Annotated in this window: 24 protein-coding genes; 22 read left to right on the plus strand and 2 right to left on the minus strand. The window is 58.5% G+C overall.

The features are described 5' to 3' along the window. Positions 1–14: 14 nt before the first annotated feature. From DKW72_RS04970 to DKW72_RS05030, 13 genes are all read left to right on the plus strand, one after another. Entirely contained in the window at positions 15–482 is a 468-nt protein-coding gene (locus tag DKW72_RS04970) for a copper chaperone PCu(A)C (protein ID WP_111641218.1), read from the plus strand. Between the two features lie 15 nt (positions 483–497). Beyond that, positions 498–1,529, plus strand: a complete 1,032-nt coding sequence (locus tag DKW72_RS04975) for a DUF2333 family protein (RefSeq protein WP_111641219.1) — start codon at positions 498–500, stop codon at positions 1,527–1,529. Positions 1,530–1,554: 25 nt separating this feature from the next. Further along, positions 1,555–1,956 carry an SMI1/KNR4 family protein gene (locus DKW72_RS04980; RefSeq protein WP_111641220.1) on the plus strand — a complete coding sequence of 134 codons (402 nt, stop codon included), beginning with the start codon at positions 1,555–1,557 and terminating at the stop codon, positions 1,954–1,956. 1 nt (position 1,957) lies between these two features. Then, positions 1,958–2,518 carry a 1,6-anhydro-N-acetylmuramyl-L-alanine amidase AmpD gene (gene ampD, locus DKW72_RS04985; RefSeq protein WP_232522318.1) on the plus strand — a complete coding sequence of 187 codons (561 nt, stop codon included), beginning with the start codon at positions 1,958–1,960 and terminating at the stop codon, positions 2,516–2,518. A 60-nt stretch (positions 2,519–2,578) separates the two neighbouring features. Next, positions 2,579–3,520 carry a regulatory signaling modulator protein AmpE gene (gene ampE / locus DKW72_RS04990; RefSeq protein ID WP_111641221.1) on the plus strand — a complete coding sequence of 314 codons (942 nt, stop codon included), beginning with the start codon at positions 2,579–2,581 and terminating at the stop codon, positions 3,518–3,520. 37 nt (positions 3,521–3,557) lie between these two features. Beyond that, entirely contained in the window at positions 3,558–4,043 is a 486-nt protein-coding gene (locus DKW72_RS04995; protein ID WP_111641222.1) for a YajQ family cyclic di-GMP-binding protein, read from the plus strand. A gap of 61 nt (positions 4,044–4,104) precedes the next feature. Next, positions 4,105–5,493, plus strand: coding sequence for an AmpG family muropeptide MFS transporter (locus tag DKW72_RS05000; protein WP_111641223.1), 1,389 nt, complete (start codon positions 4,105–4,107; stop codon positions 5,491–5,493). Positions 5,494–5,771: 278 nt separating this feature from the next. Further along, positions 5,772–6,824: a DUF481 domain-containing protein gene (locus DKW72_RS05005; RefSeq protein WP_157960395.1), complete on the plus strand. Its 1,053-nt coding sequence runs from the start codon at positions 5,772–5,774 to the stop codon at positions 6,822–6,824. A 23-nt stretch (positions 6,825–6,847) separates the two neighbouring features. After that, entirely contained in the window at positions 6,848–7,321 is a 474-nt protein-coding gene (locus tag DKW72_RS05010) for an FxsA family protein (protein ID WP_111641225.1), read from the plus strand. A gap of 195 nt (positions 7,322–7,516) precedes the next feature. Further along, positions 7,517–7,807, plus strand: coding sequence for a co-chaperone GroES (gene groES, locus DKW72_RS05015; protein WP_111641226.1), 291 nt, complete (start codon positions 7,517–7,519; stop codon positions 7,805–7,807). A 62-nt stretch (positions 7,808–7,869) separates the two neighbouring features. Then, positions 7,870–9,519 carry a chaperonin GroEL gene (gene groL / locus DKW72_RS05020; RefSeq protein ID WP_111641227.1) on the plus strand — a complete coding sequence of 550 codons (1,650 nt, stop codon included), beginning with the start codon at positions 7,870–7,872 and terminating at the stop codon, positions 9,517–9,519. 180 nt (positions 9,520–9,699) lie between these two features. After that, complete coding sequence (gene sodB, locus DKW72_RS05025) at positions 9,700–10,287, plus strand: superoxide dismutase [Fe] (RefSeq protein WP_111641228.1); 588 nt, start codon at positions 9,700–9,702, stop codon at positions 10,285–10,287. Between the two features lie 92 nt (positions 10,288–10,379). Further along, on the plus strand, positions 10,380–11,207 hold the full coding sequence (locus DKW72_RS05030) for a hypothetical protein (protein WP_111641229.1): 828 nt from the start codon (positions 10,380–10,382) through the stop codon (positions 11,205–11,207). Positions 11,208–11,222: 15 nt separating this feature from the next. Here the strand turns inward: DKW72_RS05030 and DKW72_RS05035 are convergent, their stop codons facing one another. Continuing rightward, positions 11,223–11,453, minus strand: coding sequence for a Lar family restriction alleviation protein (locus tag DKW72_RS05035; protein WP_111641230.1), 231 nt, complete (start codon positions 11,451–11,453; stop codon positions 11,223–11,225). A gap of 319 nt (positions 11,454–11,772) precedes the next feature. Here DKW72_RS05035 and DKW72_RS05040 point away from each other — a divergent pair, with 319 nt between their 5' ends. From DKW72_RS05040 to DKW72_RS05055, 4 genes are all read left to right on the plus strand, one after another. Beyond that, positions 11,773–13,293 (plus strand): fumarate hydratase, encoded by a 1,521-nt coding sequence (locus DKW72_RS05040; protein WP_111641231.1) that lies wholly within the window; start codon positions 11,773–11,775, stop codon positions 13,291–13,293. Positions 13,294–13,408: 115 nt separating this feature from the next. Continuing rightward, positions 13,409–13,747, plus strand: coding sequence for a 4a-hydroxytetrahydrobiopterin dehydratase (locus DKW72_RS05045; RefSeq protein ID WP_111641232.1), 339 nt, complete (start codon positions 13,409–13,411; stop codon positions 13,745–13,747). Beyond that, entirely contained in the window at positions 13,748–15,124 is a 1,377-nt protein-coding gene (locus DKW72_RS05050; protein ID WP_111641233.1) for an alanine/glycine:cation symporter family protein, read from the plus strand. It abuts the gene before it with no gap. 84 nt (positions 15,125–15,208) lie between these two features. After that, positions 15,209–17,908, plus strand: a complete 2,700-nt coding sequence (locus DKW72_RS05055; RefSeq protein WP_111641234.1) for a bifunctional diguanylate cyclase/phosphodiesterase — start codon at positions 15,209–15,211, stop codon at positions 17,906–17,908. Here DKW72_RS05055 and can read toward each other — a convergent pair. Then, on the minus strand, positions 17,865–18,494 hold the full coding sequence (gene can / locus DKW72_RS05060) for a carbonate dehydratase (RefSeq protein ID WP_111641235.1): 630 nt from the start codon (positions 18,492–18,494) through the stop codon (positions 17,865–17,867). The two genes, DKW72_RS05055 and can, sit on opposite strands and share 44 nt — an antisense overlap. 96 nt (positions 18,495–18,590) lie before the next feature. On the opposite strand from can, the gene sbcB reads away from it, so the two are divergent. From sbcB to DKW72_RS05085, 5 genes are all read left to right on the plus strand, one after another. Next, positions 18,591–20,072: an exodeoxyribonuclease I gene (gene sbcB, locus DKW72_RS05065; RefSeq protein WP_111641236.1), complete on the plus strand. Its 1,482-nt coding sequence runs from the start codon at positions 18,591–18,593 to the stop codon at positions 20,070–20,072. Between the two features lie 134 nt (positions 20,073–20,206). Next, positions 20,207–21,427 (plus strand): argininosuccinate synthase, encoded by a 1,221-nt coding sequence (locus DKW72_RS05070; protein ID WP_111641237.1) that lies wholly within the window; start codon positions 20,207–20,209, stop codon positions 21,425–21,427. 224 nt (positions 21,428–21,651) lie between these two features. After that, positions 21,652–23,100 (plus strand): cytochrome-c oxidase, cbb3-type subunit I, encoded by a 1,449-nt coding sequence (ccoN, locus tag DKW72_RS05075; RefSeq protein ID WP_111641238.1) that lies wholly within the window; start codon positions 21,652–21,654, stop codon positions 23,098–23,100. Positions 23,101–23,114: 14 nt separating this feature from the next. Then, positions 23,115–23,726, plus strand: coding sequence for a cytochrome-c oxidase, cbb3-type subunit II (gene ccoO, locus DKW72_RS05080; RefSeq protein ID WP_111641239.1), 612 nt, complete (start codon positions 23,115–23,117; stop codon positions 23,724–23,726). A 1-nt stretch (position 23,727) separates the two neighbouring features. Then, positions 23,728–23,952 carry a cbb3-type cytochrome oxidase subunit 3 gene (locus DKW72_RS05085; protein WP_111641240.1) on the plus strand — a complete coding sequence of 75 codons (225 nt, stop codon included), beginning with the start codon at positions 23,728–23,730 and terminating at the stop codon, positions 23,950–23,952. Positions 23,953–23,954: the final 2 nt, after the last annotated feature.

Below are 23,954 nucleotides of genomic sequence, written 5' to 3' on the forward strand. Positions count from 1 at the left end.
CAAAGAGGAAAATAATGATGAAGTGCATTGCAACATTCCTGAGAGCGGCGGCCGCCGCCCTGACGCTCTCGCTGGTGGGGCTCCCGGCCGCGATGGCGGGGGCGGGCGTGAGCGTTGAGGACGGTTATGTCCGGGCACCGGTGCCCGGGCGCAACGTCAGTGCGGGCTTTTTTACGTTGCACAACCACACCGAGGCGTCGGTCACGTTGGTGGCCGTGCAGGCCGACTTTGCCGAGCGGGCTGAAATTCACAGCCACACCCACAGCGACGGTATGATGCGTATGCGCAAGGAGGAAAGTGTCAGTGTCGAGGCAGGTGCTACCCTGGCGTTCGCCCCGGGCGGCTATCATATTATGCTGTTTGGATTACAGGAAGGTATCGGCGTAGGTGACGAGCTGGACCTGACAATCGTATTCGACGACGGCGAATCTCTGACTGTGCCAGTGATGGTGCGCTCGCTGTCGCGCCAATCCCACCACTGATCGGGAGATCCCGCGATGCCTTTATCGAAAGCCCGGCAACTGTGGGTTGCCGGCTTGCGCAAGACCCGCGACACCGTTGCCGACACCCGCGATGACGTTAATCGCGCTTGGCGCTATTGGCGCTTTGGGGCGGGTTTATTGGTTGCTTATTTGCTTATTACTTTGGTGCTGGGTGTATTCTGGAGTCGCCCGCCAGCCTTGATGGAGCTGCAAGCTGGTGTGGACCGGCGGTTTGAAGACAGGTCGGTGCCTCCTGGCGCGGCGCTCAGTGTTGGCGTGATCGATGTCGCTCAGACCCTACTCGACAAGCGCGGCGGCTACCTGGCTAATGATATTGCCCCGCCGGGGGTGTGGCTGGATAACATGCCCAGTTGGGAGTACGGGGTGCTGCAGCAGGTGCGCTTGCTTAGTGGAGCGCTTGATCAGCACTTCACAGGGGGTGCCGACAGTGAGCTGACGCTTGCCGCCTCGCGTTTCCAGTTCAATCACCGCAGCTGGATAATGCCGGCGAGTGAGTCGCGCTACCGTGACGGCATCGCCAAAACGGAGAACTATCTCGAGCGCCTGCAGGCCGGTGAGGCGAACTTCGATGCCCGGCGCGGGCCCCTTGATGCCTGGTTGGCCGAGGTCGAGCAGGCCCTGGAGCTGTTGGTGGCGCGCCTTAACGCCAGCGTCGGCGATGTGCGGGCTCCGCAATGGCTGGAGGATCAGGACGGCAATGACGAGGGCATGATTGGCCGCACGCGTTGGCGGGATCTGGACAATGTGTTTTTTGAAGCGCGGGGATCGGCTTGGGCGCTACACCATTTTATCCAGGCGCTCGAGCGGGATTTTGCCGACGTGGTCGCCCGTCAGGGCTTGGCCCCCTTGCTGGAGGAGTTGCGTGGGGAGCTGGCCGACAGTCAGCGCCGTCTGCGCAGTCCAGTGATTCTCAATGGCAGCGGCTACGGAATTCTGGCCAATCATTCGCTGGTCAAGGCGGCCTACCTGAATCGCAGCTACCGCTTGGTGGCCGCCATTCGCGCACGCTTGGCCAGTGCACCCTAATCACTTTACTGACAGAAAGCCCGTTATGGACGATATGATTGATTTACTGCGCGAGCGCCATCAGGCAGTGCCTGTGCCGCTTGAGCTTCCCACCCATGATCAACTGGTGGTGGTGGAAGAGGAGCTGTTGCTGCCTTTGCCGCGTGAATTGCGCACGTTTTTGTTGGAGGCCAGCGATCTGATCATCGGCTCCCTCGAGCCGGTGACGGCGGCGGATCCGAGCAGTCATACCTACCTGTCCGATGTCGCGGCTCGAGCCTGGGATGAGGGAATGCCCCGCCACTTGGCCCCGCTGTGTGAAACTGCCCAGGGCTTCTATGCCGTGGAGCCGGAAGGTGAAGTGGTTTATTGGTGTTCGGGGGAGCTGACCGAGGAAACCTGGCCCTCGGTCTGGCACTGGGCCCAAGAGATCTGGCTGGAGTCTTGAGGTGAGCCGCGACCCCTGGGGTATCGATGACGGCTGGTTGCGCAGCGCCCGGCTGTGCCCTTCACCCAACTGCAATGACCGTCCCGCAGGGGTCGCCATTGACTTGTTGGTGGTTCACAATATCAGTCTGCCGCCGGGCCAGTTTGGCACCGGTTGTGTTCAGCGGTTTTTCTGCAATCAGTTGCCACCTGATGAGCACCCCTATTTCGTGGAGATTGCCGCGCTCAAAGTGTCGGCACACCTGCTGATTGAACGCACTGGCGCGCTCACGCAGTTTGTACCCTTCGAGCGGCGCGCCTGGCATGCGGGACAGTCGCGTTACCGGGGGCGGGAAAACTGCAATGACTTCAGTATCGGGGTCGAACTGGAAGGAACCGACGAGCAGCCCTACACTGAGGCGCAGTATCAGCAATTGAGTGCGGTGGCGCGCACCCTGATGCGTCATTACCCGGGCCTGAGCGCAGATCGAATCACGGGACATGCCGATATTGCCCCGGGGCGTAAAACGGATCCCGGATCCGCATTTGATTGGTCATATTTTCGCCAACTGTTGGCGGTATAGTGCCGCTGAGTGCGCGAGCGTCGATCGACGTCTACGCGCTGATTAAAAAAGGAATCTGCAATGATATTTCTCACGGTAATTGTGGTGTTAGCGCTGGTGCAGTTCTGGGGCTCCGGGGCGCCGTTGCAAAAAGATGGTTGGTTTGTGATGCTGCAGGAGCGTTTGAAGACCCTGCCGGTTGTCGACGGTTGGCCCGCGCTGCATCTGGCCTTGAGTTTGGCGATTCCGCTGTTGGTGCTCGGTTTGGTCATCGGCTTGATCGGCGCGCTGTTTTCGCCGTTCTGGGCGATTTTGGTTTACGTACCCGTGCTCCTCTACAGTCTTGGGCGGGGTGACTTCAGCGCCGACATCAAGGCGTACCTCGTCGCCAGTCGACGCGAGGACTCGGTGGCGGCGGTGACGGCGCTTGACCAGCTGCGCGGCGGTGCGGGACATGAGCGCGATGAGCTCGACAGCGACGATTGGCCGAGTTTGCACGCCGAGGCGCTGCGGGTCATCGGATATCGCGGCTTTGAGCGGATGTTTGCTGTTATTTTCTGGTTCTTTATATTCGGGCCGGTGGGTGCTTTGCTTTATCGCTTGAGTGTCCTTTACCGGGAGCAGGAAGCGAACACTGACTTGCTCCTGGCGCGTCGTTGGCTGTGGCTCGTGGAATGGCCTGCGGTCCGGGTGCTGGGGTTGACCTGGGCCCTGGTGGGCGACTTTGACCTGTGCATCAAACGCTGGCAGCGCAGCCTGACCGACTTCAGCAGCACATCCATGGCGGTGCTGGCGACCTGCCTCTCCGGTGCGCTGGGGCGTGCCGAGCAGCCCGCCGCCGCTGGTCCTGAAACGGTACCTGCACAGGATGACGAAAGCGAGGAGAGTGAGGTTGATGATGAGGTGCCCGTGGGGGAGCCCAAGCCTTATTCGCGCACCATGATCAAGGTCACCCAAGCGCTCTTTTCCCGGTCGTTGTTACTCTGGGTCAGCCTTGTCGCACTGGTGACGCTGCTGGTATAAAGTGCCTGTCTAACTTATTGTCTAAGGAAATAACATTATGCCGTCTTTTGATGTGGTGTCCGAGGTCGACAAGCACGATTTGACCAACGCCGTTGATCAAGCCAATCGCCTGATCGGTAATCGCTATGACTTCAAGGGCGTCGACGCCAGTTTTGAGCGCAATGACTTTCAAGTCACCCTCACCGCCGATGCGGACTTTCAGGTGCAACAGATGCTCGATGTGCTTCAGGGGGCGCTCCTGAAAAACAACATCGATATCATCTGCCTGGAGATCAAGGACCCCAAGCCTTCGGGCAAACAGGTCAAGCAGGAGGTGGTTGTGCGTACCGGGCTGGAGTCCGATATGTGCAAAAAAATTGTCAGGTTGCTCAAGGACAGTAAAATCAAAGTACAGTCCCAGATTCAGGGTGATCAGGTGCGGGTCACGGGCAAGAAGCGCGATGACCTGCAACAGGCCATCGCACTGCTGCGCGAGGCCGAGGGCATCGACATGCCGCTGCAGTTCAACAACTTTCGGGATTGATGCCCACTTCCTCATTGCGTGCGGCTGCGCCCGCGCGCGAGTGCCTTGACGGTTACCCCCTATGAAGTCTTATTTTTCCCTGTTCGTCGATCGGCGCTTGCTGTTTATTTTCGTGCTCGGGTTTGCCAGTGGGTTTCCCTGGGCCCTGATCGGCAGTACGTTTTCCGCGTGGTTGTCTGATTCGGGGCTGACCCGAACCAGCATTGGCATTCTGGGCAGCGTCACCATGATTTATGCCCTCAATTTTCTCTGGGCGCCGCTGCTGGACCGGGTGCGCCTGCCGTGGGTGTGCGCGCGCATGGGGCAGCGGCGTGGGTGGATTCTGCTGGCGCAGATCGGGATCTTGCTGGGTACCCTGGCCATTGCAACCACGGATCCTGGCTTGGGCACTGGCGCGACGGTATTGGCCGCTGCGTTGATTGTGTTCTCCTCGGCCACTCAGGATGTGGGGGTTGATGCCTATCGGATTGAAATGATTCCTGCGGAGGAGAGCCGCAAATTGGCAGCGGGCTCGGCAGTTACCGCCGCGGGCTGGTGGACCGGTGCGGGCTTGCCCGGCGCGGTCGCGTTTATGATTGCGGGCCAGGCTGATAGCGGCTGGACGGCGGCTTACTTCTTTTTGGCCGGTGTCATGGCCGTGCTCTTGCTGGTGACCCTGTTGTTGCCTGAGCCGGTATCCGATCGCGAAGCGCATCAGGCCGAAGACGAGGCGAAGGTGCGTGAAACCCTCGCGGCTACCGGAAGCACCGGCGCCCTGGCCGCTGCGGGGGCTTGGCTGACCGTCACGGCGGTGCATCCGCTGGCAGAGTTTGTGCGCCGCAATGGCTGGCGTCTGGCGGTGCTGATTCTCAGTTTCATCGTGCTGTTCAAGGTGGGCGAAGCCTTTATGGGGCGTATGGCCACGGTGTTTTACCTGGAGCTGGGCCTGACACACAACCAGATCGCGATGGTCAGCGGCTTTATGGGCTGGTTTACCATGGTTGGCTTCATTCTGCTCAGTGGCCTGATCAATGTCCGCCTGGGTATTTTCCGGGGGTTGTTGATCAGTGGCGTGGCGATGGCCCTGGCGAACCTGATGTTCTCGCTGATGGCGGTGGTCGGGCCTCATATGGGCGTCTTCGCGGTGGCAGTGATTGTTGATAATTTCACCACAGCGTTTTCTACGGTTGCCTTTGTGGCGTTTATTTCATTTTTGACCAGTAAGGTTTACACCGCAAGCCAGTATGCGCTTATGGCCTCGCTTGGAAACCTCAGTCGCACATCCCTGGCGGCAGGCAGTGGTTATATGGTGGATGTACTCGGGGGCAATTGGGCGGTTTTCTTCGCGATTACCGCCGTGATGGCCATTCCGGGGTTGTTGCTGCTGATCAGTATCCGGCACAAGCTGACCCACCGCCTGGGTGACGTATTCCGGCGAGCAACGCCGACTGTTGCCAAAGACCCGGGGTAAAGCAACCGCAAAGAAACGTCAGTGTTTGTTGATACGCTTCGTCGCTTTGTTCAACGCTTGTCCAATGTGTTAATATCCGCCGCCAAAGCCACGCTGCTCACTGCGTGTGCCAGGCGGTCGGTGAAAATACGAACCCTCATTCATCCGGACGCTGGCAATCCGGAGTGAACCTCATAACGATAATCCCCTCAAACGACCAGTTGCTGGCCAGTCCGTGTGGGCATGGGCGGCTCCAGCTACAGCGGCGACAACCAAGAGACCATTGATCAGGTATTAGCGTGAGACAACTTATTGGGGCACTACGGGTATTGGCGGGAGGTGTGGTGGCGGTCGCGCTGGCGAGCACGCCTGGCGCGCTCGCCGGTACGCTCGACCTGCGCAATGGCGACCGGGTCGAGGGGCGCTTTGTGCGGGTTGAAGACGGGAAAATTGTCTGGGCATCGCGCCATTTCGGGCGCCTGAGCATCCCTCAGGAGCAGGTGAGCAACATCGAGACCACGACACCCATGAAGATCGACGGCGTGAGCACACCCTGTCTGATCGAGGGTATGGAAGACGAATTTCTGATTTATATCTGCGGTGGCGATCCGACTCAGCGGCGGGTTCCGCTTGCCTCATTCAGTAATATCATCCCCTACGAGAGCTTTATTGCCGGTGACTACAGTTACCACGGGCGCCTGAATATTTCGGGTAACTATGCCCGGGGCAACGAAATTCGTGACGACTGGCGGTTGTTCACGAGCACTGAATACCGGCGCGCCGACTGGCGTCACAACGCCAGCCTGGAGTATGCCAGCTATTCTCGCAACCACGGCTCACCGGAAAAAAAATGGGGTGGGCGTTACCGGATCGATTGGTTCTTTCGCGAGCGCTGGTTCTGGTTCAACGACACCACCCTGGGACGCGACGAGCAGCGCAGTATCTCTCATTATTATACCGCCGGTAGTGGTACCGGTTTACAGGTTTGGGAGAATCAGCGCACGGCACTCGCGTTTACCGCCGGTCTGATGTACCTCTATGAAGCCTACCTGGCGCCCGAAAGCCCCGATTCCGATTTTAGCAGCAGTGATGAACGGGCCGCCTGGCGTGTGGGTATGGACTTTCGCTACCGGTTGCCTCTGGGGGTCAACATGTACCATCGCAATGAGCTGGTGCGTTCGTTCCAGGAAACCGAAGATTGGCAGCTCACCAGCACCACGGGCCTGAGCACCACACTGATAGGGCAGCTGCGCTCGGAGCTGAGCCTGGACTACAATGTCGATAATACGCCGCAACAGGGGCGCAAGCGCGAAGACGTGCGGATGCGCATTGGCCTGAGCTACGACTGGTAGCCGCAATATTACACGGAGGCCTTATGGGCTTGGTTTTACTGGTACTTATTCTGATTCCGATCACCGAAATCTGGCTCCTGATTCAAGTCGGCAGCGAGATCGGGGCCTTTGCAACCATCGCATTGATTCTGCTGACAGCGGCCGTTGGTCTGGTATTGGTTCGCCTGCAGGGGCTTTCCACCCTGATGCGCTTCAATCAACGGGTTGCCGAGGGCGAGGCGCCCGCACGTGAGATGGTCGAGGGGCTGTTGCTTGTGCTCACCGGGATTTTGATGATTGTGCCGGGATTTGCCACCGATGTGGTCGGTTTCGCCCTGCTTCTGCCGCCCCTGCGCCAGTATCTGGCGCAACGCTGGCTGTCCCGGGCAGGCGGAATGTCCTCGGTTCATGTCTATCATACCCAAGGCCGCGCCAAGGACGTTACCCCGCCGACCAAGGATCCCTCGTCCGGTCGCACCCTGGAGGGGGATTTTGAGCGCAAGGACGACGAGCGCTAAAAAAATCCGCCCCTTGGGTATTGAAATCCCCAAATCCAACCCCACCTCAGTACACAGCCGAGCCAGGGCCCCAAAGCGGCACCTGGCCTTCGTGATCGGCCCTTGAAATTTTATCGGCCGACACCATATAGGCATCACTCCCGGGTAAACCCGGCTTAATTTCAGTTCAACCACGCTATTTGGAGATAACAGTCCATGAAAATTCGTCCTTTACACGATCGTGTTGTGGTTCGCCGCAAGGAAGAGGAAGAAAAGACCGCTGGCGGCATCGTGTTGCCGGGTTCAGCCAAGGAAAAGCCCAATCAGGGTGAGGTGGTTGCCGTCGGTAACGGCCGCGTGCTGGATAACGGCGAGACCCGCCCGGTTGACGTAAAAGTCGGTGACGTGGTGGTTTTCGGCAAGTACGCCGGTAGCGACACCATCGAGGTAGACGGCGAAGAGCTGGTCATCCTCAGCGAGAGCGACATCAAGGCCGTGTTGTCCTGATTACGGACAGCGCGTAACCCTATCCCAGTTTGAATAAACGATTGATTGGAAGGAATTGAATTATGTCAGCGAAGCAAGTGAAATTTGGCGACAGTGCTCGTCAGCGTATGGTAGCCGGTGTCAACATCCTGGCCGACGCAGTAAAGGCCACTCTTGGCCCCAAGGGTCGTAATGTGGTCCTGGAGAAGTCTTTTGGCGCACCGACCGTCACCAAAGACGGCGTCTCTGTTGCTAAAGAGATCAGCCTGAAAGACAAGTTTGAAAACATGGGTGCGCAAATGGTCAAGGAAGTGGCCTCACGTGCCTCTGACGACGCCGGCGACGGCACCACAACCGCCACTGTATTGGCCCAGTCCATCGTCAATGAAGGCCTCAAGTCCGTTGCGGCAGGCATGAACCCGATGGATCTCAAGCGCGGTATCGACAAAGCCGTAATCGCCGCCGTTGAGCACATCCGCTCTATCTCTCAGCCCTGCACCGACAGCAAGGCGATTTCCCAAGTGGGTACCATCTCGGCCAACAGCGACAGCATCGTGGGCGAGCTGATCGCCAAGGCGATGGAAAAAGTGGGCAAAGAGGGTGTGATCACCGTTGAGGAAGGCACCAGCCTGGAGAACGAGCTGGACGTGGTTGAGGGTATGCAGTTTGATCGCGGCTACCTGTCGCCTTACTTCATCACCAATCAGGACAATATGGCGGTTGAGCAGGACGAGCCTTACATCCTGTTGGTCGACAAGAAAATCTCCAATATCCGCGAACTGCTGCCGGTACTCGAGGCTGTGGCCAAGTCGGGCAAACCGCTGGTTATCGTCGGTGAAGATGTTGAGGGCGAAGCCCTGGCGACCCTGGTGGTCAACAACATCCGCGGTATCGTGAAAGTGGCTGCCTGTAAGGCGCCGGGCTTCGGCGACCGTCGCAAGGCTATGCTGCAGGATATCGCTATCCTGACTGGCGGTACGGTGATTTCTGAAGAAGTCGGTCTGGATCTGGAAAGCGTCACTCTGGAGCATTTGGGTCGCGCCAAACGCGTCACCATGTCCAAAGAGAACACCGTGATCGTTGACGGTGCTGGCAACAACGCCGACATCCAGGCGCGTGTTAACCAGATTCGCACCCAGATGGAAGAAACCACGTCCGATTACGACCGTGAGAAGCTGCAAGAACGCGTGGCTAAGCTGGCCGGTGGTGTAGCGGTGATCAAAGTGGGCGCCGCTACCGAAATGGAAATGAAAGAGAAGAAAGCCCGCGTTGAAGATGCGCTGCACGCCACCCGCGCGGCAGTGGAAGAGGGCGTCGTACCTGGCGGCGGTACTGCACTGTTGCGCGCCGTCGCGGCCATTGTCGACCTGAAGGGCGACAACGAAGACCAGAACGCCGGTATCTCTATTGCCCGTCGTGCGATGGAAGCCCCGCTGCGCCAGATCGTAGCCAACGCCGGTGATGAGCCGTCTGTGGTCGCCGATCAGGTGAAGAAAGGCGACGGCAACTACGGTTACAACGCCGCAACCGGTGAGTATGGCGACATGCTCGAGTTCGGTATTCTGGACCCGGCCAAAGTGACTCGCACGGCGCTGCAAGCTGCCGGCTCCATCGCCGGTCTGATGATCACCACCGAGGCCATGGTCGCTGACCTGCCGGAAGATGACAAAGCGGCCGGTGGCGCGCCTGATATGGGCGGCATGGGTGGAATGGGCGGCATGGGCATGATGTAAGCCTGGCCTGCAGCTTTACCCAAAGTGGGTTATACTGGCGGCCCTTCGGGGCCGCTTCTATTATGAGTTGATATTCCTACAAGTCAGCGGGCTCCCCAAAGCTGACGTTCTAGACGCTGTGCGCCGGACTGCAACGGTGGATAGCGCAATTAATCGCTAACCGTGTTCAGGAGAACTCTTATGGCTTTCGAATTACCCGCACTTCCCTACGAGCAGAATGCTCTGGAACCACACATTTCAGCGGAAACCCTGGAATACCACTACGGCAAGCATCACAAAACCTACGTAGACAAGCTCAACGGTCTGGTACCGGGCAGCGAGTACGAAGGCAAAAGCCTGGAAGACATCATCAAATCAGCCCCGTCCGGCGGTGTGTTCAACAATGCTGCCCAGGTGTGGAATCACACCTTTTACTGGCACTGCCTGAGCCCCAACGGCGGCGGCGAAGCCAAAGGTGCAGTGGCTGACGCCATCAACGCGGCCTTCGGCTCCTTTGACAAGTTCAAAGAAGAGTTCACCACTACAGCGGTGAACAACTTCGGCTCAGGTTGGACTTGGTTGGTGAAAAAGTCGGACGGTACCGTAGGCCTGGTAAACACCAGCAACGCGGGCACGCCGTTGACTGACAGCAGTGTTACTCCGCTGCTGACTGTGGATGTTTGGGAACACGCCTACTACATCGATTACCGCAATGCCCGTCCCAAGTATATGGACGCCTTTTGGGCGTTGGTAAACTGGGATTTTGTGAACGAAAACTTCACTCAGTAAGTTTACCGTTCTAAAAAAATCAGGCCTCAGGGCCTGATTTTTTTTGGTATTTAGCGGTCATAAGAGCTCGCACCTTACTAATTGGCAGAGTTATGGAACGAAAAGAACCGACTTTCTCTGGTATCAAGCCGGAGCCCGATGAGATTTCCGAGCGCCAAAAGCGCGCTGTTCCCGGTGCCGACGCCAAGCCCGGTGGCGATGGGCGTCCCGAGCGCAATAAGGGCTCAGGGGGCGGTGACAAGCGCCGCCCGCCACCGCCCCCGAGGCCACCCTCGGGGTCAGCGCCCGGTGGGGGAGTGCCCATTGTGGCCGTTCTTGCGCTTCTGGTGGCTCTTGCCGGGGTGAGTGCAAGCGCCTACCTGGGGTTACAGTTGGTGGAAACTCAGGATGACTTGGCCTTGGCCAACCAGCGCATTCGCGATCTGCGCGAACGCCTCGATCTGACCTCGGATGAATCCAGCGAAACGGTCGATGAAATTAGGGACAAACTGCAGTGGGCGGATTCGGAAATTCGGAAGCTCTGGGGTGTATCCCACGACCGCAATCGTCGTGCGATTGCGGAAAACAAGGAGCAGCTCGAACAGCTGGGTCGCGACCTATCCGCCGCGCGCTCACAAACCTCGTCGGTTGATGAGAAGCTGGGCCGTCTGGAAAGTCAGGTCAATGAAAGTCGCACGGCGCTGGATGAGCGTCTGAGTGAGGTCAACGAGCGTATCGGTCAAGTGGTGGATCAGACTGGACGTTTACAGGCAATCAGTGACCGTCTGACCCGCACCGAAAACCAGGTGCGCAGTTTGCGAGAGCAGAGCGCCAAGGTAGAGGCCAACGTTGAGGCCATTGAGGCCATCGACAACTTCCGCCGCACCGTCAATCGCGACCTGCTGGAAATTCGCCAACAACTGGGTATGCCCGCGAACTAGGAGCGGGCCTCAGCCTTAGCCGTGTCCGGTCGCCCACAGGCCGGCCATAGGATGAAGGTCAGCGGGGTCCGGTGTCGATGTCGGCCGGCGGGCCTGATTCCAGTGGCCAATGGCGTTTTCGAGTGCGGGTGAGTGAGGGCCGCAGGTTTTACAGCTCTCGCACACGACGCAATGGCTGAGACCGTTGTGGTGAATATGCAGGTGTTCACTGCCGCAAAAGGGGCAGGGGGCAATGGTTAGTGCCATAAATATCTACCTCCGCACGCCCGGGTTATCGGCGCGAAAACAGCGGTGTTACGGTTGGCTATACAAATGTCTGGGGGAGGGAAGCTGGGGCCGGACGAAGAATCCAGCGCAACGGGGTCCTGCTCTAAGGGTGCACCGACGGGTCGATGCATGGATCTGGTCATATTGACTTCTCTAAACCATCTCACTCTTGATTCTAGGCCATTGGCGTATAAATGCAAGCCGCCAGTACCTCTTCGACCGGTTTGGGCCGGGAAAATTCACCGTCTTTGGTGTAAAATGCCCGCCTTCCAAGCCGTCAGAGAGCGAGAGCCCTATCATGACCACCGTGATTCGCCAGAATGATTTGATCGACAGCGTGGCCGACGCGCTGCAATTTATCTCCTATTACCATCCCGTTGACTTTATCCAGGCTGTGCATCAGGCCTACGAGCGTGAGGCCAACCCGGCCGCCAAAGACGCGATGGCCCAGATCCTGATTAACTCCCGTATGTGTGCCATGGGGCATCGCCCGATCTGTCAGGACACCGGTATCGTCACGGTATTTCTTACCGTAGGTATGAATGTTCAGTGGGACGCCGAGATGGGCCTGGAAGATATGGTGAACGAAGGGGTACGTCGCGCTTACAGCCATCCGGACAATGTTTTGCGCGCGTCGATTCTGGCGGACCCTGACGGCGCTCGAACAAATACTGGGGATAACACCCCGGCAGTGATTCACACCAAAATTGTGCCTGGCGATACCGTTGAAGTACACGTTGCGGCCAAGGGAGGTGGCAGTGAGGCCAAGACCAAATTCGCGATGCTCAATCCCTCGGACTCCGTAGTCGACTGGGTATTGGATATGGTGCCCAAAATGGGCGCCGGCTGGTGTCCGCCGGGTATGCTCGGCATCGGTATCGGCGGTACCGCCGAGAAGGCGATGCTATTGGCCAAGGAGGCGTTGCTGGACCCGGTGGATATTCAGGACCTCAAGGCCCGTGGTGCGGATGGGCGCAGCGAAGAGCTGCGCCTGGAGCTGTACGACAAGGTGAATCGCCTGGGCATTGGTGCACAGGGGCTGGGCGGATTGACCACGGTGCTGGACGTTAAGGTCAAGGATTACCCGACCCACGCCGCCAACAAGGCCGTAGCGATCATTCCCAACTGCGCCGCGACCCGGCACGCCCATTTCACCCTTACCGGTGCCGGGCCGGCTTTGCAGACTCCGCCCAGCCTTGAGGACTGGCCAGAGATCAGCTGGGAGGTAAGCGATACCGTGCGCCGGGTCAACCTCGATACTGTGACTCAAGCCGAGGTTAAAACCTGGCAGCCGGGCGATACCTTGCTGCTGTCGGGCAAGATGCTGACCGGGCGCGATGCCGCACACAAGAAAATGGTGGACCTGTTGGCACAGGGCGAATCGTTGCCAGTAGATCTTACCGGGCGCTTCATTTACTACGTGGGTCCGGTTGACCCGGTACGGGACGAGGTCGTTGGGCCCGCTGGGCCGACGACGGCTACCCGGATGGATAAATTTACCCGCACCATGCTTGAGCAGACCGGCCTGCTCGGAATGATCGGCAAGGCCGAGCGGGGTCCCGCAGCCATTGAGGCGATTCGAGATAATGAATCGGTCTACCTGATGGCCGTGGGCGGTGCAGCCTACCTGGTGGCGCAGGCGATCAAGTCAGCCAAAGTGCTCGGTTTTCCGGAGCTGGGTATGGAAGCGATTTACGAGTTCGACGTGCAGGATATGCCGGTAACGGTTGCGGTTGACAGCCAGGGCGAGTCAGTGCACCAAACGGGCCCACAAATCTGGAAAGCCAAAATCGAGGACGAGGCGATCACAATCGTTTGAGTTTGATACAGCACCCTGCCGCCGGCAGGGTGTGACCCTTCGTTACCCCCGCTACGCTTCCGCGCTATCGCTGCTACACTCTAGATTGACTATTCACGCAATCGGGAGCTTTTTCATGACTGACCTAGCCGACCAGACATGCGACGCCTGCAGCGGCGACGCACCCAAGCTGACCAAAGACGAGATCACGGCCTTGATCTTCGATCTGCCCGAGTGGCGCATCAAGGACTTTGACGGGGTCGCGGTGCTGTCTCGCCAGTACACGTTCAAAGATTTTGCCAAGGCCTTGGCATTCACCCAGAAAGTCGGTGATATCGCCGAAGCGGCGAATCACCACCCGGCGATCATTACCGAGTACGGTAAAGTGACCGTGGACTGGTGGACGCACAAAATCGGGGGTTTGCACCACAACGACTTCATTATGGCCGCCAAAACCGACCGCCTTTACGCATAAATGCTGGAGCAATGGCTCGACCGCTTCGCCGCCTTCATGTGGGGGCCACCGTTGGTGGCACTGTTGGTCGGCGGTGGTCTGTTTTTTCTGATTTTCTCCCGTGCGTTGCCTTATCGCCATTTTGGGCATGCCCTTGGGATTCTCAGCGGGCGGTATGATGATTCACGTGATCCGGGCACGCTCAGTCACTTCCAGGCTTTGTCAACGGCCCTCTCCGGTACCCTCGGGTTGGGCAATATTGCCGGCGTTGCAGTGGCTATTACTATGGGTGGCCCAGGCGCTATTTTCTGGATGTGGCTGACGGCGGTCGTCGGGGTGGCGACCAAGTTCTACACCGCCTCGCTGGCGATCATGTACCGGGGGCGTGACAGTCGCGGCGACCTTCAGGGTGGCCCCATGTATGTGATTCGCGAGGGGCTCGGGCGCCGCTGGTGGCCGTTGGCCGCTTTTTTTGCCGTCGCTGGCCTGTTTGGCACGTTACCGGTGTTTCAGGTTAACCAGTTGGTGCAAATGCTGCGAGACTCGGTGGCTTACCCTCTGGGATGGGCGACGCCGGATCAGCATTTGCACTTTGATCTTGTGGCGGGAGTGGCGGTCGCTGCGCTGGTGCTTGCGGTGATCTTGGGCAATGTCCAGCGTGTCGGCCAGGTGACCGCGCGCCTGGTGCCGGCCATGGTCGCTTTCTACTTGGTCATGACCGCAGGGGTTTTGGTTCAATATGCCGCTGAAGTGCCCGCCGCGTTGACACTGATCGTTACCGATGCCTTTACCGGCCAGGCCGCTGCCGGCGGCGCCGTGGGCACGGTTATCATGATGGGGATTCGACGAGGGGCATTTTCCAACGAGGCGGGCATTGGCACCGAGTCGATGGCTCACGGTGCCGCCCGCACCCGCGAACCGGTTCGAGAAGGCCTGGTGGCGATGATGGGGCCGGTGATTGATACTCTCATTGTGTGCACGTGTACGGCGCTGGCGATTTTGGTGACTGGTGCCTGGCATGCGCACGGGGATCTCGACGGCGTGTCGTTGACTGCGCAGGCCTTCGCCACGGCCTACCCAAGTATCGGCCAGTGGCTATTGACCGTGATGGTGATCTGCCTTAGTTTAAGCACAGTAATGACTTTTTGGTATTACGGCAGCAAGTGCCTGGGGTTTTTGATCGGTGCGGAGCGCCAGCACTGGTATATTTGGCTCTATACGCTATTGATTGTGCTCGGGAGTGTGGTTTCGTTGCGGGCCATTATTGGCTTTCTTGATGGAATGTATGCGGCCATGGCCATTCCGACCATGGTGTCAGCGCTGCTTCTGGCGCCGAAGGTTAACCGTGCGACGCGTCGCTACTTTGCGCAGCGAATAGCCACTGCACAGAGATCATAATAACTAACAGGCACCCGGTGGGTGTCGGCTTATTGGGGCGATAGTCATGGATGGATTGCGGTATCGGTGTTCGGGCGGGATCACATGAAACTATTAGTCAATGCTGAAGAGGCCTTCCAGAGACTGGCCAACAGTGTATCGAATAGCGGGGCTGAAGACTTTTTCAGCGCGCTGGTGCGGTGCTTGGGTGAGGTGTTGGCGGTTGACTATGTGGTGATTTCCGAGCTCGGTGCGGACCGCAGTGAAGCCCAAACGCTCAGCGTCTGGTCCACTGAGGGCATGCAGCCAAACTTCCATTATGCGCTTGCCGGCACCCCTTGCGCTTTGGCCAGTCGGGGTGAAGTCTGCGTTTTCAGCGAGGGTGTGCAAGCCCGATTTCCCAGCGATGAACTGCTTGCCGAAATGGGTATTGAAAGCTTTGTCGGGCTGGGTCTCAGCGGTCCAGAGGGGGAGATCGTGGGTATCATTAACCTGCTCTCCAGGCAGCCGTCAGCGCTGCCCGGTGTGAGCCGGGAAGTGATTCGCATTGCCGCGTCCCAGGCGGGCGCCGAATTGGCCCGCCGGCAGGCCTACGCGACCCTTAACCGCAATGAAGCCCGCCTCAATACCCTGCTCAACCATTTGCCCGGAACGGTGTACCGATGCCGCTCCGACAAGGACTGGTCAATTGAATTTGTCAGTGAGGGATGCCTGGCGTTGACGGGCTACGCGCCTGAAGACTTCACCAGCGGCGTGATTGCCGGCTTTGCGGCTCTGGTGCACCCGGATGATCTCGAACGGGTGGTCGACGAAGTTCAGAACGCGATGAATCGGCGCCAGCCCTATGAGCTCACTTACCGCCTGATCACCAAAGCTGGAGAGCAGCGCTGGGCCTGGGAGCAGGGGCAGGCAATGGTGGATGAAGAGACGCAAGAGGTGCTGCTTGAGGGCTTCCTGATGGATGTCACTGAGCGCCACGAGTCCGAGCAGATGCAGCGGGCGGTGGTGCGCACGGCAACTGCCATCACCTCGCGCGCCGGGCAGGACTTTTTTCGGCAGTTGTTGCAGCACCTGGTGCAGGCACTGGACGCCGATTGTGCCTACATAGCCACGCTTGAACCGAGTTCACGAGATCTTCTTGAGACGCGCGCCGTGGTGATTGATGGCCGGGTTGAGGATAATTTTGTGTACTCGCTCTCAGGTACACCCTGCGCCGAGATTCTGGCCAAGGGCGAGTGCCAGGGCGATGATAACGTGCCTATCCCGCTGCCGGCGGCGCCGGGCAAGGACAGTGACTGGGCGTGCAGCTATGTCGGGCGACGCCTGGATGATAACGATGGGCGGCCCATAGGCGTGTTGATGGTGATGTTCCGTCGGCCCATTCGTGACTACAGCTTTGCGACTTCGGTGATCCGGATTTTGGCCTCGGGGGCGGCCGGAGAGCTGGAGCGTGAGACCAGCCAGCAGCGCATTCAGCAGTTGGCCTATGTGGATCCTATTACCGGGCTGCCCAACCGCATTCAATTTATGGAGCAATTGAATGAGCTGGTCATTCCCCAGAGTGCCAACGGGAAGCCGCTGGCACTGGTTTTTATTGATATTCGTCGTTTTAAAGAAGTGAATGATTTGCAGGGGCATCACGTTGGCGACCAACTGTTGCGCCAGTTGGGGCAGCAGTTGCGCCATATCCTGCGCCCGGGAGAGTTTCTGGCGCGCCTGGCGGGTGATGAGTTTGCCTTATTGGTGCCGGGTTGCGGGGCTTCGGATGTGAGTGCCGTGGTGGTGCGTATCCAGTCGGCGTTGGCTTGGCCCATTCGCCTGGATGACCGGGAGTACACCCTCAGCGCCAATTTGGGAGTGGCACGGTATCCGGCCGATGCCCAGACGCCTGGCGCGTTGTTTCAATGCGCGAGTGTGGCGTTGCACCAGGCCAAACAGGAAGAGCACGGTGTCTGCGTATTCGCCAAGAGTATGACCGAGAACCTGAGTCGCCGTCAGCAACTGACCGAGCGTTTTGTGCAGGCGCTCAACCGCAACCAGCTCGAACTCTACTATCAGCCCCAGGTCGACCTGAAAACTGGCCGAATGACGGGTGCGGAGGCCTTGTGTCGCTGGCATGACCAGGAGTGGGGGTGGGTGAGTCCGGGGGAGTTCATTCCCTTGGCCGAAGAGCGCGGGCTGATGCCTCAGTTGGGCAACTGGGTCCTCAACGAGGCGTGCCGGCAATTGCAGGCCTGGGCAGATGATGGCTATGTCTTACCGGGTCGCTTGAGTGTCAACATTTCCGCACACCAGTTTGACGACGATCATTTGCTCGAGCGCATCCAGCGCATTACCCAGGCCCACGAAGTCGAGCCCAAAGCGCTGTCTCTGGAGCTGACGGAAAGCAGCCTGATGCGCAACCCGGAGCAGGCGGTTGCAACGACCGAGGCGCTCAGTGCGGCGGGCTATGGGCTGTCTATCGATGATTTCGGCACCGGGTATTCGTCACTGTCCTACCTCAAGCGTTTTGCCGCCGATACACTGAAAATTGACATGTCCTTTGTACGCGACATGTTGGAGGACAGCCACGACAATACCATTGTCACCACCATTATTGTCATGGCGCGCAGCCTGGGAATGAAAACCATTGCCGAGGGCGTTGAGACCCAGGCTCAGGCCGAGGCTCTGTACGCCCTGGGTTGCGAGCAGGCGCAGGGCTTTTTCTACGGCCGCCCGGTGAGCGAACGCGAATTTCGCAAGGTCGCAGGCCCTTTGCGGGCTAACGAATCCGGTAGTGCGGGTCAATCTGCTCGGCGCGGGTGATCGGTTCGATCAGCTTGCGCAGGATGCCGTCCTTGATGCTGTAAATCCAGCCGTGAATTGTCAGCTCCTGGCCCTGATCCCACGCATTCTGCACAATGTTGGTATGTGATACGTTGGCAACCTGCTGAATCACATTGAGCTCGCACAGTCGGTCCAGGCGCTCGGCTTCATCGTCGATCTCGTCGAGGGTATCGGCGTGGCGGAAGTAGACGTCGCGGATATTGCGGATCCAATAATCGATCAGCCCCAGCTGTTTGTGTTCCATCGCGGCTTTAACACCACCGCAGCCGTAGTGGCCGGTGACTATGATGTGTTTGACTTTCAGATACTCAACAGCAAATTGCATTACAGACATGCAATTGAGATCCGTTTGCACTACCAGGTTGGCGACGTTGCGATGCACGAACAGATCGCCGGGTAGCAGACCCACGATCTGGTTGGCGGGTACGCGGGAATCGGCGCAACCGATCCACAGGTACTCGGGTGTTTGCTGCTTGCTTAGCTTCTCAAAGAATGCCGGGTTCTCCGACTTGATCTGCTCGGCCCAGCGCGCATTATTTTCGAGCAGGTGCTCCAATCTGTGCATGATCTCCCCCTTATATGCTGGGCGAAGTATATTTCATCGCGTGGTACAAGTGATACAGTTGGCCCGATAAACTCGACCTGAACTCAGGAGTGACCTGTGAATCAACATCCAGACAAGGGCCGTACCCTCTACTGGCACGACTATGAAACCTGGGGCGAGAACCCGGCCAGCGATCGTCCGTCGCAGTTCGCCGGTGTGCGCACTGACGAGCAACTCAATGTTATCGACGAGCCCCTGATGCTCTACTGTCAGCCGCCTGAAGACGCGCTGCCTAAGCCTGAAGCCTGTCTGGTCACCGGCATCACACCTCAGCAGGCGCAGGCAGAGGGCGTGCCAGAGCGCGAGTTTATCGCCGCCATCCATGCCCAGCTGGCCCGTCCGGGCACCTGCGGGGTCGGCTACAACTCGATTCGTTTCGATGACGAGGTCACGCGCTACACGCTGTATCGCAACTTCTATGATCCCTATGAGCGTGAGTGGCGTAACGGTAATTCGAGGTGGGATATTATCGATATGCTGCGCATGACTCGGGCGCTGCGTCCCGAGGGCATTCAATGGCCGGACTATGAGGATGGTCGACCCTGTTTTCGCCTGGAGCGCCTGACGGCCGCCAATGGCCTGAGTCACGAGGCCGCTCACGATGCCCTGTCAGACGTCTACGCCACCATTGCGATGGCGCGTCTGGTCAGGGAACGCCAACCGCGCCTCTACGACTATGCGTATCGACTGCGCGACAAACGTTTTGCGCGCAAATTGATTGATCTGGACGGCCGTAAGCCCCTGCTGCACATCTCGTCCAAATTCGGTTGGGAGCAGGCCTATGCGGGCCTGGTTGTGCCGCTGGCGATGCACCCGAGTAACGCCAACAGTGTGATTGTGTTTAACCTGAGTCAGTCGCCCAAGGATTTGCTGGAACTGTCGGTCGAAGCGCTTCAGGAGCGCCTGTTTGTGACAGGCGACGAGTTGCCTGAAGGGGTTGAGCGTCTGGCGCTTAAAGAGGTGCACCTCAATAAAACCCCGATGCTGCTGCCACCGACCATGCTTGATGGTGCCGCTGCCGAGCGTCTGGGTATCGATCGTGACCGGTGTGAGCGCCACTGGCAGACGCTGGTCAATATGACCCTGGACGAGCAGAGCCGCTTGGCGGGCAAACTGCAGCAGCTTTACCAGCAGCGACGCTTTGAAACGCCTGAAGACCCTGAGCGACAGCTTTACAATGGATTTCTGGAGGATGCTGATCGGGCGCTGTTAGCCAAGGTGCGGGCTGCGCCCCCGGAAGAGCTCGCGGCCCTGGAAAGCCGTTTTCGGGACCCGAGGATGCCCGAGTTGCTGTTTCGCTATCGGGCGCGCAATTTCCCGGCCACCCTAAGCCCGCCTGAGCGGGAGCGCTGGGCGCAGTGGTGCCGGTTCCGACTGAGCGATCCGGGCACCGAAGTCAATGCTCAGGCCTTCCAGGTACGCCTGCAGGCGGCGCGTGACCGGGTCGCGGACCCCGCCGAGGCAGTCCTCCTGGAACAGCTCGCCGCTTACGGGGCCGAGCTTTTGGCCCGTCACGGGCTGGCTCACGGGCGGGGATAAACCCGGGCAAAAACCGGGTAGATAGGTAACATCAGGAGTGGGAATCTGGTGTTATAAAGGGTACAATCTGGCCCGTTTTTGTTCGCCTTGGCCGCCGGCCGGGCCGACATGTCTGAATCTGATTGGGAGCACCTATGTCATCCATCAAAAAAGTGGTTTTGGCCTATTCCGGCGGCCTGGACACTTCTGTGATTGTTAAATGGTTGCAAGAGACCTACAACTGTGAGGTGGTGACCTTTACCGCCGATATCGGTCAGGGTGAAGAGGTTGAGCCAGCGCGCACCAAAGCGCAGGCACTGGGTGTCAAGGAGATCTACATCGAAGATCTGCGCGAGGAGTTTGTCCGTGATTACGTGTTCCCGATGTTTCGCGCCAATACCATCTACGAGGGCGAGTACCTGCTCGGCACCTCCATTGCCCGGCCGCTGATCGCCAAACGGTTGATCGAGATTGCCAATGAGACCGGCGCTGACGCTATTTCGCACGGGGCCACCGGCAAGGGCAATGACCAGGTACGCTTTGAGTTGGGTGCCTACGCCCTCAAGCCTGGCGTTCAGGTGATTGCGCCCTGGCGCGAGTGGGACCTCAACTCACGGGACAAGCTGATGGCCTACTGTGAGGAGCACAACATTCCGGTCGACTTCTCCAAAGGCAAAAAGAAGTCACCCTATTCGATGGATGCGAACCTGTTGCACATCTCTTACGAGGGCGGTGTGCTGGAAGATCCCTGGACCGAGGCTGAAGAGGACATGTGGCGCTGGAGCGTCTCGCCCGAGGCCGCTCCGGATCAGCCCACCTACATTGACGTGACCTTTGAGAAAGGCGATATCGTCGCTATTGACGGTGAACGTCTGTCCCCGGCCACAGTGCTGGAGCGCCTGAACAAGCTCGGCGGTGAGAACGGTATTGGCCGTCTGGATATCGTGGAAAACCGCTACGTCGGCATGAAATCCCGGGGCTGCTATGAAACCCCCGGTGGCACCATCATTCTCAAGGCGCACCGCGCTATCGAGTCCATCACTCTGGATCGCGAAGTCGCGCACCTTAAGGATGAGATGATGCCCAAGTATGCCGAGCTGATCTACAATGGCTACTGGTGGAGTCCGGAGCGAAAAATGCTCCAGGTGGCCATCGACGAGTCCCAACATGTGGTTAATGGCGAAGTACGCCTGAAGTTGTACAAAGGTGCCGTGCACGTGGTAGGGCGTCGTTCCGAAGACAGCCTGTTCGATGAAAAAGTCGCCACTTTCGAAGACGATGCGGGCGCGTACAATCAAAAAGATGCCGAGGGCTTCATCAAGTTGAATGCCCTGCGTATGCGCATCGCCGCGAGCAAAGGCCGCGACCTGAGTTGATGTTGTAAGCCGGGACCAAGTCCCGGTTTTTTCACGCTTTTTTGACAAGAATCAATAACGACAATGCTTCCCTGGTAGACAATGCCGCCGGGCCGCCAGTGCGCGCGCGCCGGATGGAGTCGCCGCGGAAGCATCCGGCGTGGGGTTTTCCCGGCCGAATTTGAACCGTAGAGGGTGTTTTGTCACTGACAACAGCCGTTAACATTAGGTAACCAGGAACTCCTATGAGTAGTCACGAGGCAGCCGCCGGGGCCCCCCCGGTTTATCACTACAAGGTCGTACGCCAGTTTGCTATTGCCACGATTGTCTGGGGCATTGTGGGTATGGCCGTTGGGGTATTACTTGCCGCCCAGTTGTACTGGCCGGGCCTGAATGACATTTTTCAGCCGTTTTCACATTTTGGTCGACTGCGCCCGCTGCATACCAATGCCGTGATTTTTGCCTTTGGGGGCTCGGCGTTGATGGCCACCTCCCTCTATGTCGTGCAGCGCACCTCCCAGGCACGCCTGTTTGGTGGACCGCTGATTCCTTTTGTCTTCTGGGGCTGGCAGCTGGTCATTGTGCTCGCGGCCATTACCCTGCCGTTGGGCTACACCACGGCCAAGGAATATGCCGAGCTTGAGTGGCCCATTGGTATTCTCATCGCGATTGTCTGGGTTTCCTATGCGGTGGTGTTTTTCGGCACCATCATGAAACGCCGGGTGGCGCACATCTATGTGGCGAACTGGTTCTTTGGCGCCTTTATTCTGACCATTGCGCTGCTGCACATCGTCAACAATCTGGCGGTGCCGGTTTCGGCGTTCAAGTCCTACTCCATATACTCCGGCGCGACCGATGCCATGATCCAGTGGTGGTACGGGCACAACGCCGTGGGCTTTTTCCTGACAGCGGGCTTCCTGGGCATCATGTACTATTTTGTTCCCAAGCAGGCTGAGCGCCCGATTTATTCCTATCAGCTGTCGATCGTGCACTTCTGGGCGCTGATCTCCATTTACATCTGGGCGGGTCCGCACCACCTGCATTACTCGGCTCTGCCGGACTGGACCCAGAGCCTCGGGATGGTGATGTCGCTGATTCTGTTGGCGCCCAGCTGGGGCGGTATGATCAACGGTATCATGACCCTTTCCGGTGCCTGGCATAAATTGCGCACCGACCCGACTCTGCGCTTTTTGGTGGTGTCTCTCTCCTTCTACGGTATGTCCACGTTCGAAGGCCCGATGATGTCGATCAAAACGGTGAATGCCCTGTCACACAACACCGACTGGACCATCGGTCACGTACACTCGGGCGCGCTGGGCTGGGTTGCCATGATCAGTATTGGCGCCATCTATCATTTATTGCCGATTCTTTATGGGCGCAAAGAGATGTACAGCGTCAAGTGGATCAATATTCATTTCTGGTTGGCCACGATCGGTACCGTTCTGTATATCGCCTCCATGTGGGTCAACGGCATTATGCAGGGCCTGATGTGGCGCGCCTTCAATGAAGACGGCACACTCACCTACAGCTTTATCGAGTCTGTCATTGCCAGCTACCCGGGTTACTTTGTGCGCTTCGTTGGCGGCGCCATATTCCTGGCGGGCATGTTCCTGATGGCGTACAACGCCTATCGCACGGCCAAGGCTCCGGGTGCCAAAGCCATCGACGAAAGTCCGGCACCGAAAGCGGCGTAAGGGGAAGGTAACAGATGAAGAATCACGATATCGTCGAAAAAAACCTGGGTCTGATGACCATTCTGGTCATCGTAGCGATCAGTTTTGGCGGCCTGGTACAGATTGTTCCCCAGTTCTTTCTGGAGGAAACCACCGTGCCGGTCGAGGGGCTGCGTCCGCTCGGGGCGGTTGAGTTGGAAGGGCGGGACGTATACATCCGCGAAGGTTGCCACGTGTGTCATACGCAGATGGTGCGCCCGCTGCGAGCCGAGGTCGAGCGCTATGGGCACTATTCAGTCGCGGGTGAGTTTACTTACGACCACCCGTTTCTCTGGGGCTCAAAGCGCACCGGGCCGGACCTGGCACGGGTAGGCGGCCGCTACACGGATGACTGGCACAAAGTTCACTTGTACAACCCGCGCCTGGTGGTTCCCGAGTCCAATATGCCGGCGTTTCCGTGGCTCTACGACAATGTACTTGACGGTCGTCATACGGCTCGAAAAATGCGCGCCCTGCGCGCGGTCGGTGTGCCTTACACGGACGAAGATATCGAAACCGCCCAGGAGCAGGTACAGGGTGTGACTGAAATGGACGCGGTTGTCGCCTACTTGCAGCAACTGGGCACCTTGATCCAAGAGAAGCGCTGATATGTTTGACTCAAGCACGTTGGGCATCATCTCGACCTTATTGATGGTGCCCGCCATTATCGGGATCGCCTGGTGGGCCTTTGCCCCCCGGCGCAAGAAGCGTTTCGATGACGCGGCGCAGTTGCCGTTTGCCGATGAAGCGCCACGCGCAGAGGATGATCCAGACGCGCAGAACACCAATGGCCAGAGCACCGCTAGCGGTGACGGCGAAGACGAGCGGAATTGACT

This window comes from Marinimicrobium alkaliphilum (genome assembly GCF_003259155.1).
GTDB classification, from domain to species: Bacteria; Pseudomonadota; Gammaproteobacteria; order Pseudomonadales; family Cellvibrionaceae; genus Marinimicrobium_A; species Marinimicrobium_A alkaliphilum.

Excerpts from the sequence above, each read along its gene's own strand:
- DKW72_RS04975 (WP_111641219.1), top strand. The coding sequence starts at position 498 with ATGCCTTTATCGAAAGCCCGGCAACTGTGGGTTGCCGGCTTGCGCAAG.
- DKW72_RS04970 (WP_111641218.1), top strand. The coding sequence starts at position 15 with ATGATGAAGTGCATTGCAACATTCCTGAGAGCGGCGGCCGCCGCCCTG.
- DKW72_RS05030 (WP_111641229.1), top strand. The coding sequence starts at position 10,380 with ATGGAACGAAAAGAACCGACTTTCTCTGGTATCAAGCCGGAGCCCGAT.
- can (WP_111641235.1), bottom strand. The coding sequence starts at position 18,494 with ATGCACAGATTGGAGCACCTGCTCGAAAATAATGCGCGCTGGGCCGAG.
- ampE (WP_111641221.1), top strand. The coding sequence starts at position 2,579 with ATGATATTTCTCACGGTAATTGTGGTGTTAGCGCTGGTGCAGTTCTGG.
- groES (WP_111641226.1), top strand. The coding sequence starts at position 7,517 with ATGAAAATTCGTCCTTTACACGATCGTGTTGTGGTTCGCCGCAAGGAA.
- DKW72_RS05000 (WP_111641223.1), top strand. The coding sequence starts at position 4,105 with ATGAAGTCTTATTTTTCCCTGTTCGTCGATCGGCGCTTGCTGTTTATT.
- ccoN (WP_111641238.1), top strand. The coding sequence starts at position 21,652 with ATGAGTAGTCACGAGGCAGCCGCCGGGGCCCCCCCGGTTTATCACTAC.
- DKW72_RS05040 (WP_111641231.1), top strand. The coding sequence starts at position 11,773 with ATGACCACCGTGATTCGCCAGAATGATTTGATCGACAGCGTGGCCGAC.
- sodB (WP_111641228.1), top strand. The coding sequence starts at position 9,700 with ATGGCTTTCGAATTACCCGCACTTCCCTACGAGCAGAATGCTCTGGAA.
- DKW72_RS05070 (WP_111641237.1), top strand. The coding sequence starts at position 20,207 with ATGTCATCCATCAAAAAAGTGGTTTTGGCCTATTCCGGCGGCCTGGAC.
- DKW72_RS05045 (WP_111641232.1), top strand. The coding sequence starts at position 13,409 with ATGACTGACCTAGCCGACCAGACATGCGACGCCTGCAGCGGCGACGCA.
- DKW72_RS05055 (WP_111641234.1), top strand. The coding sequence starts at position 15,209 with ATGAAACTATTAGTCAATGCTGAAGAGGCCTTCCAGAGACTGGCCAAC.
- DKW72_RS04995 (WP_111641222.1), top strand. The coding sequence starts at position 3,558 with ATGCCGTCTTTTGATGTGGTGTCCGAGGTCGACAAGCACGATTTGACC.
- DKW72_RS05085 (WP_111641240.1), top strand. The coding sequence starts at position 23,728 with ATGTTTGACTCAAGCACGTTGGGCATCATCTCGACCTTATTGATGGTG.
- DKW72_RS05010 (WP_111641225.1), top strand. The coding sequence starts at position 6,848 with ATGGGCTTGGTTTTACTGGTACTTATTCTGATTCCGATCACCGAAATC.
- DKW72_RS05035 (WP_111641230.1), bottom strand. The coding sequence starts at position 11,453 with ATGGCACTAACCATTGCCCCCTGCCCCTTTTGCGGCAGTGAACACCTG.
- DKW72_RS04980 (WP_111641220.1), top strand. The coding sequence starts at position 1,555 with ATGGACGATATGATTGATTTACTGCGCGAGCGCCATCAGGCAGTGCCT.
- DKW72_RS05050 (WP_111641233.1), top strand. The coding sequence starts at position 13,748 with ATGCTGGAGCAATGGCTCGACCGCTTCGCCGCCTTCATGTGGGGGCCA.
- groL (WP_111641227.1), top strand. The coding sequence starts at position 7,870 with ATGTCAGCGAAGCAAGTGAAATTTGGCGACAGTGCTCGTCAGCGTATG.
- ccoO (WP_111641239.1), top strand. The coding sequence starts at position 23,115 with ATGAAGAATCACGATATCGTCGAAAAAAACCTGGGTCTGATGACCATT.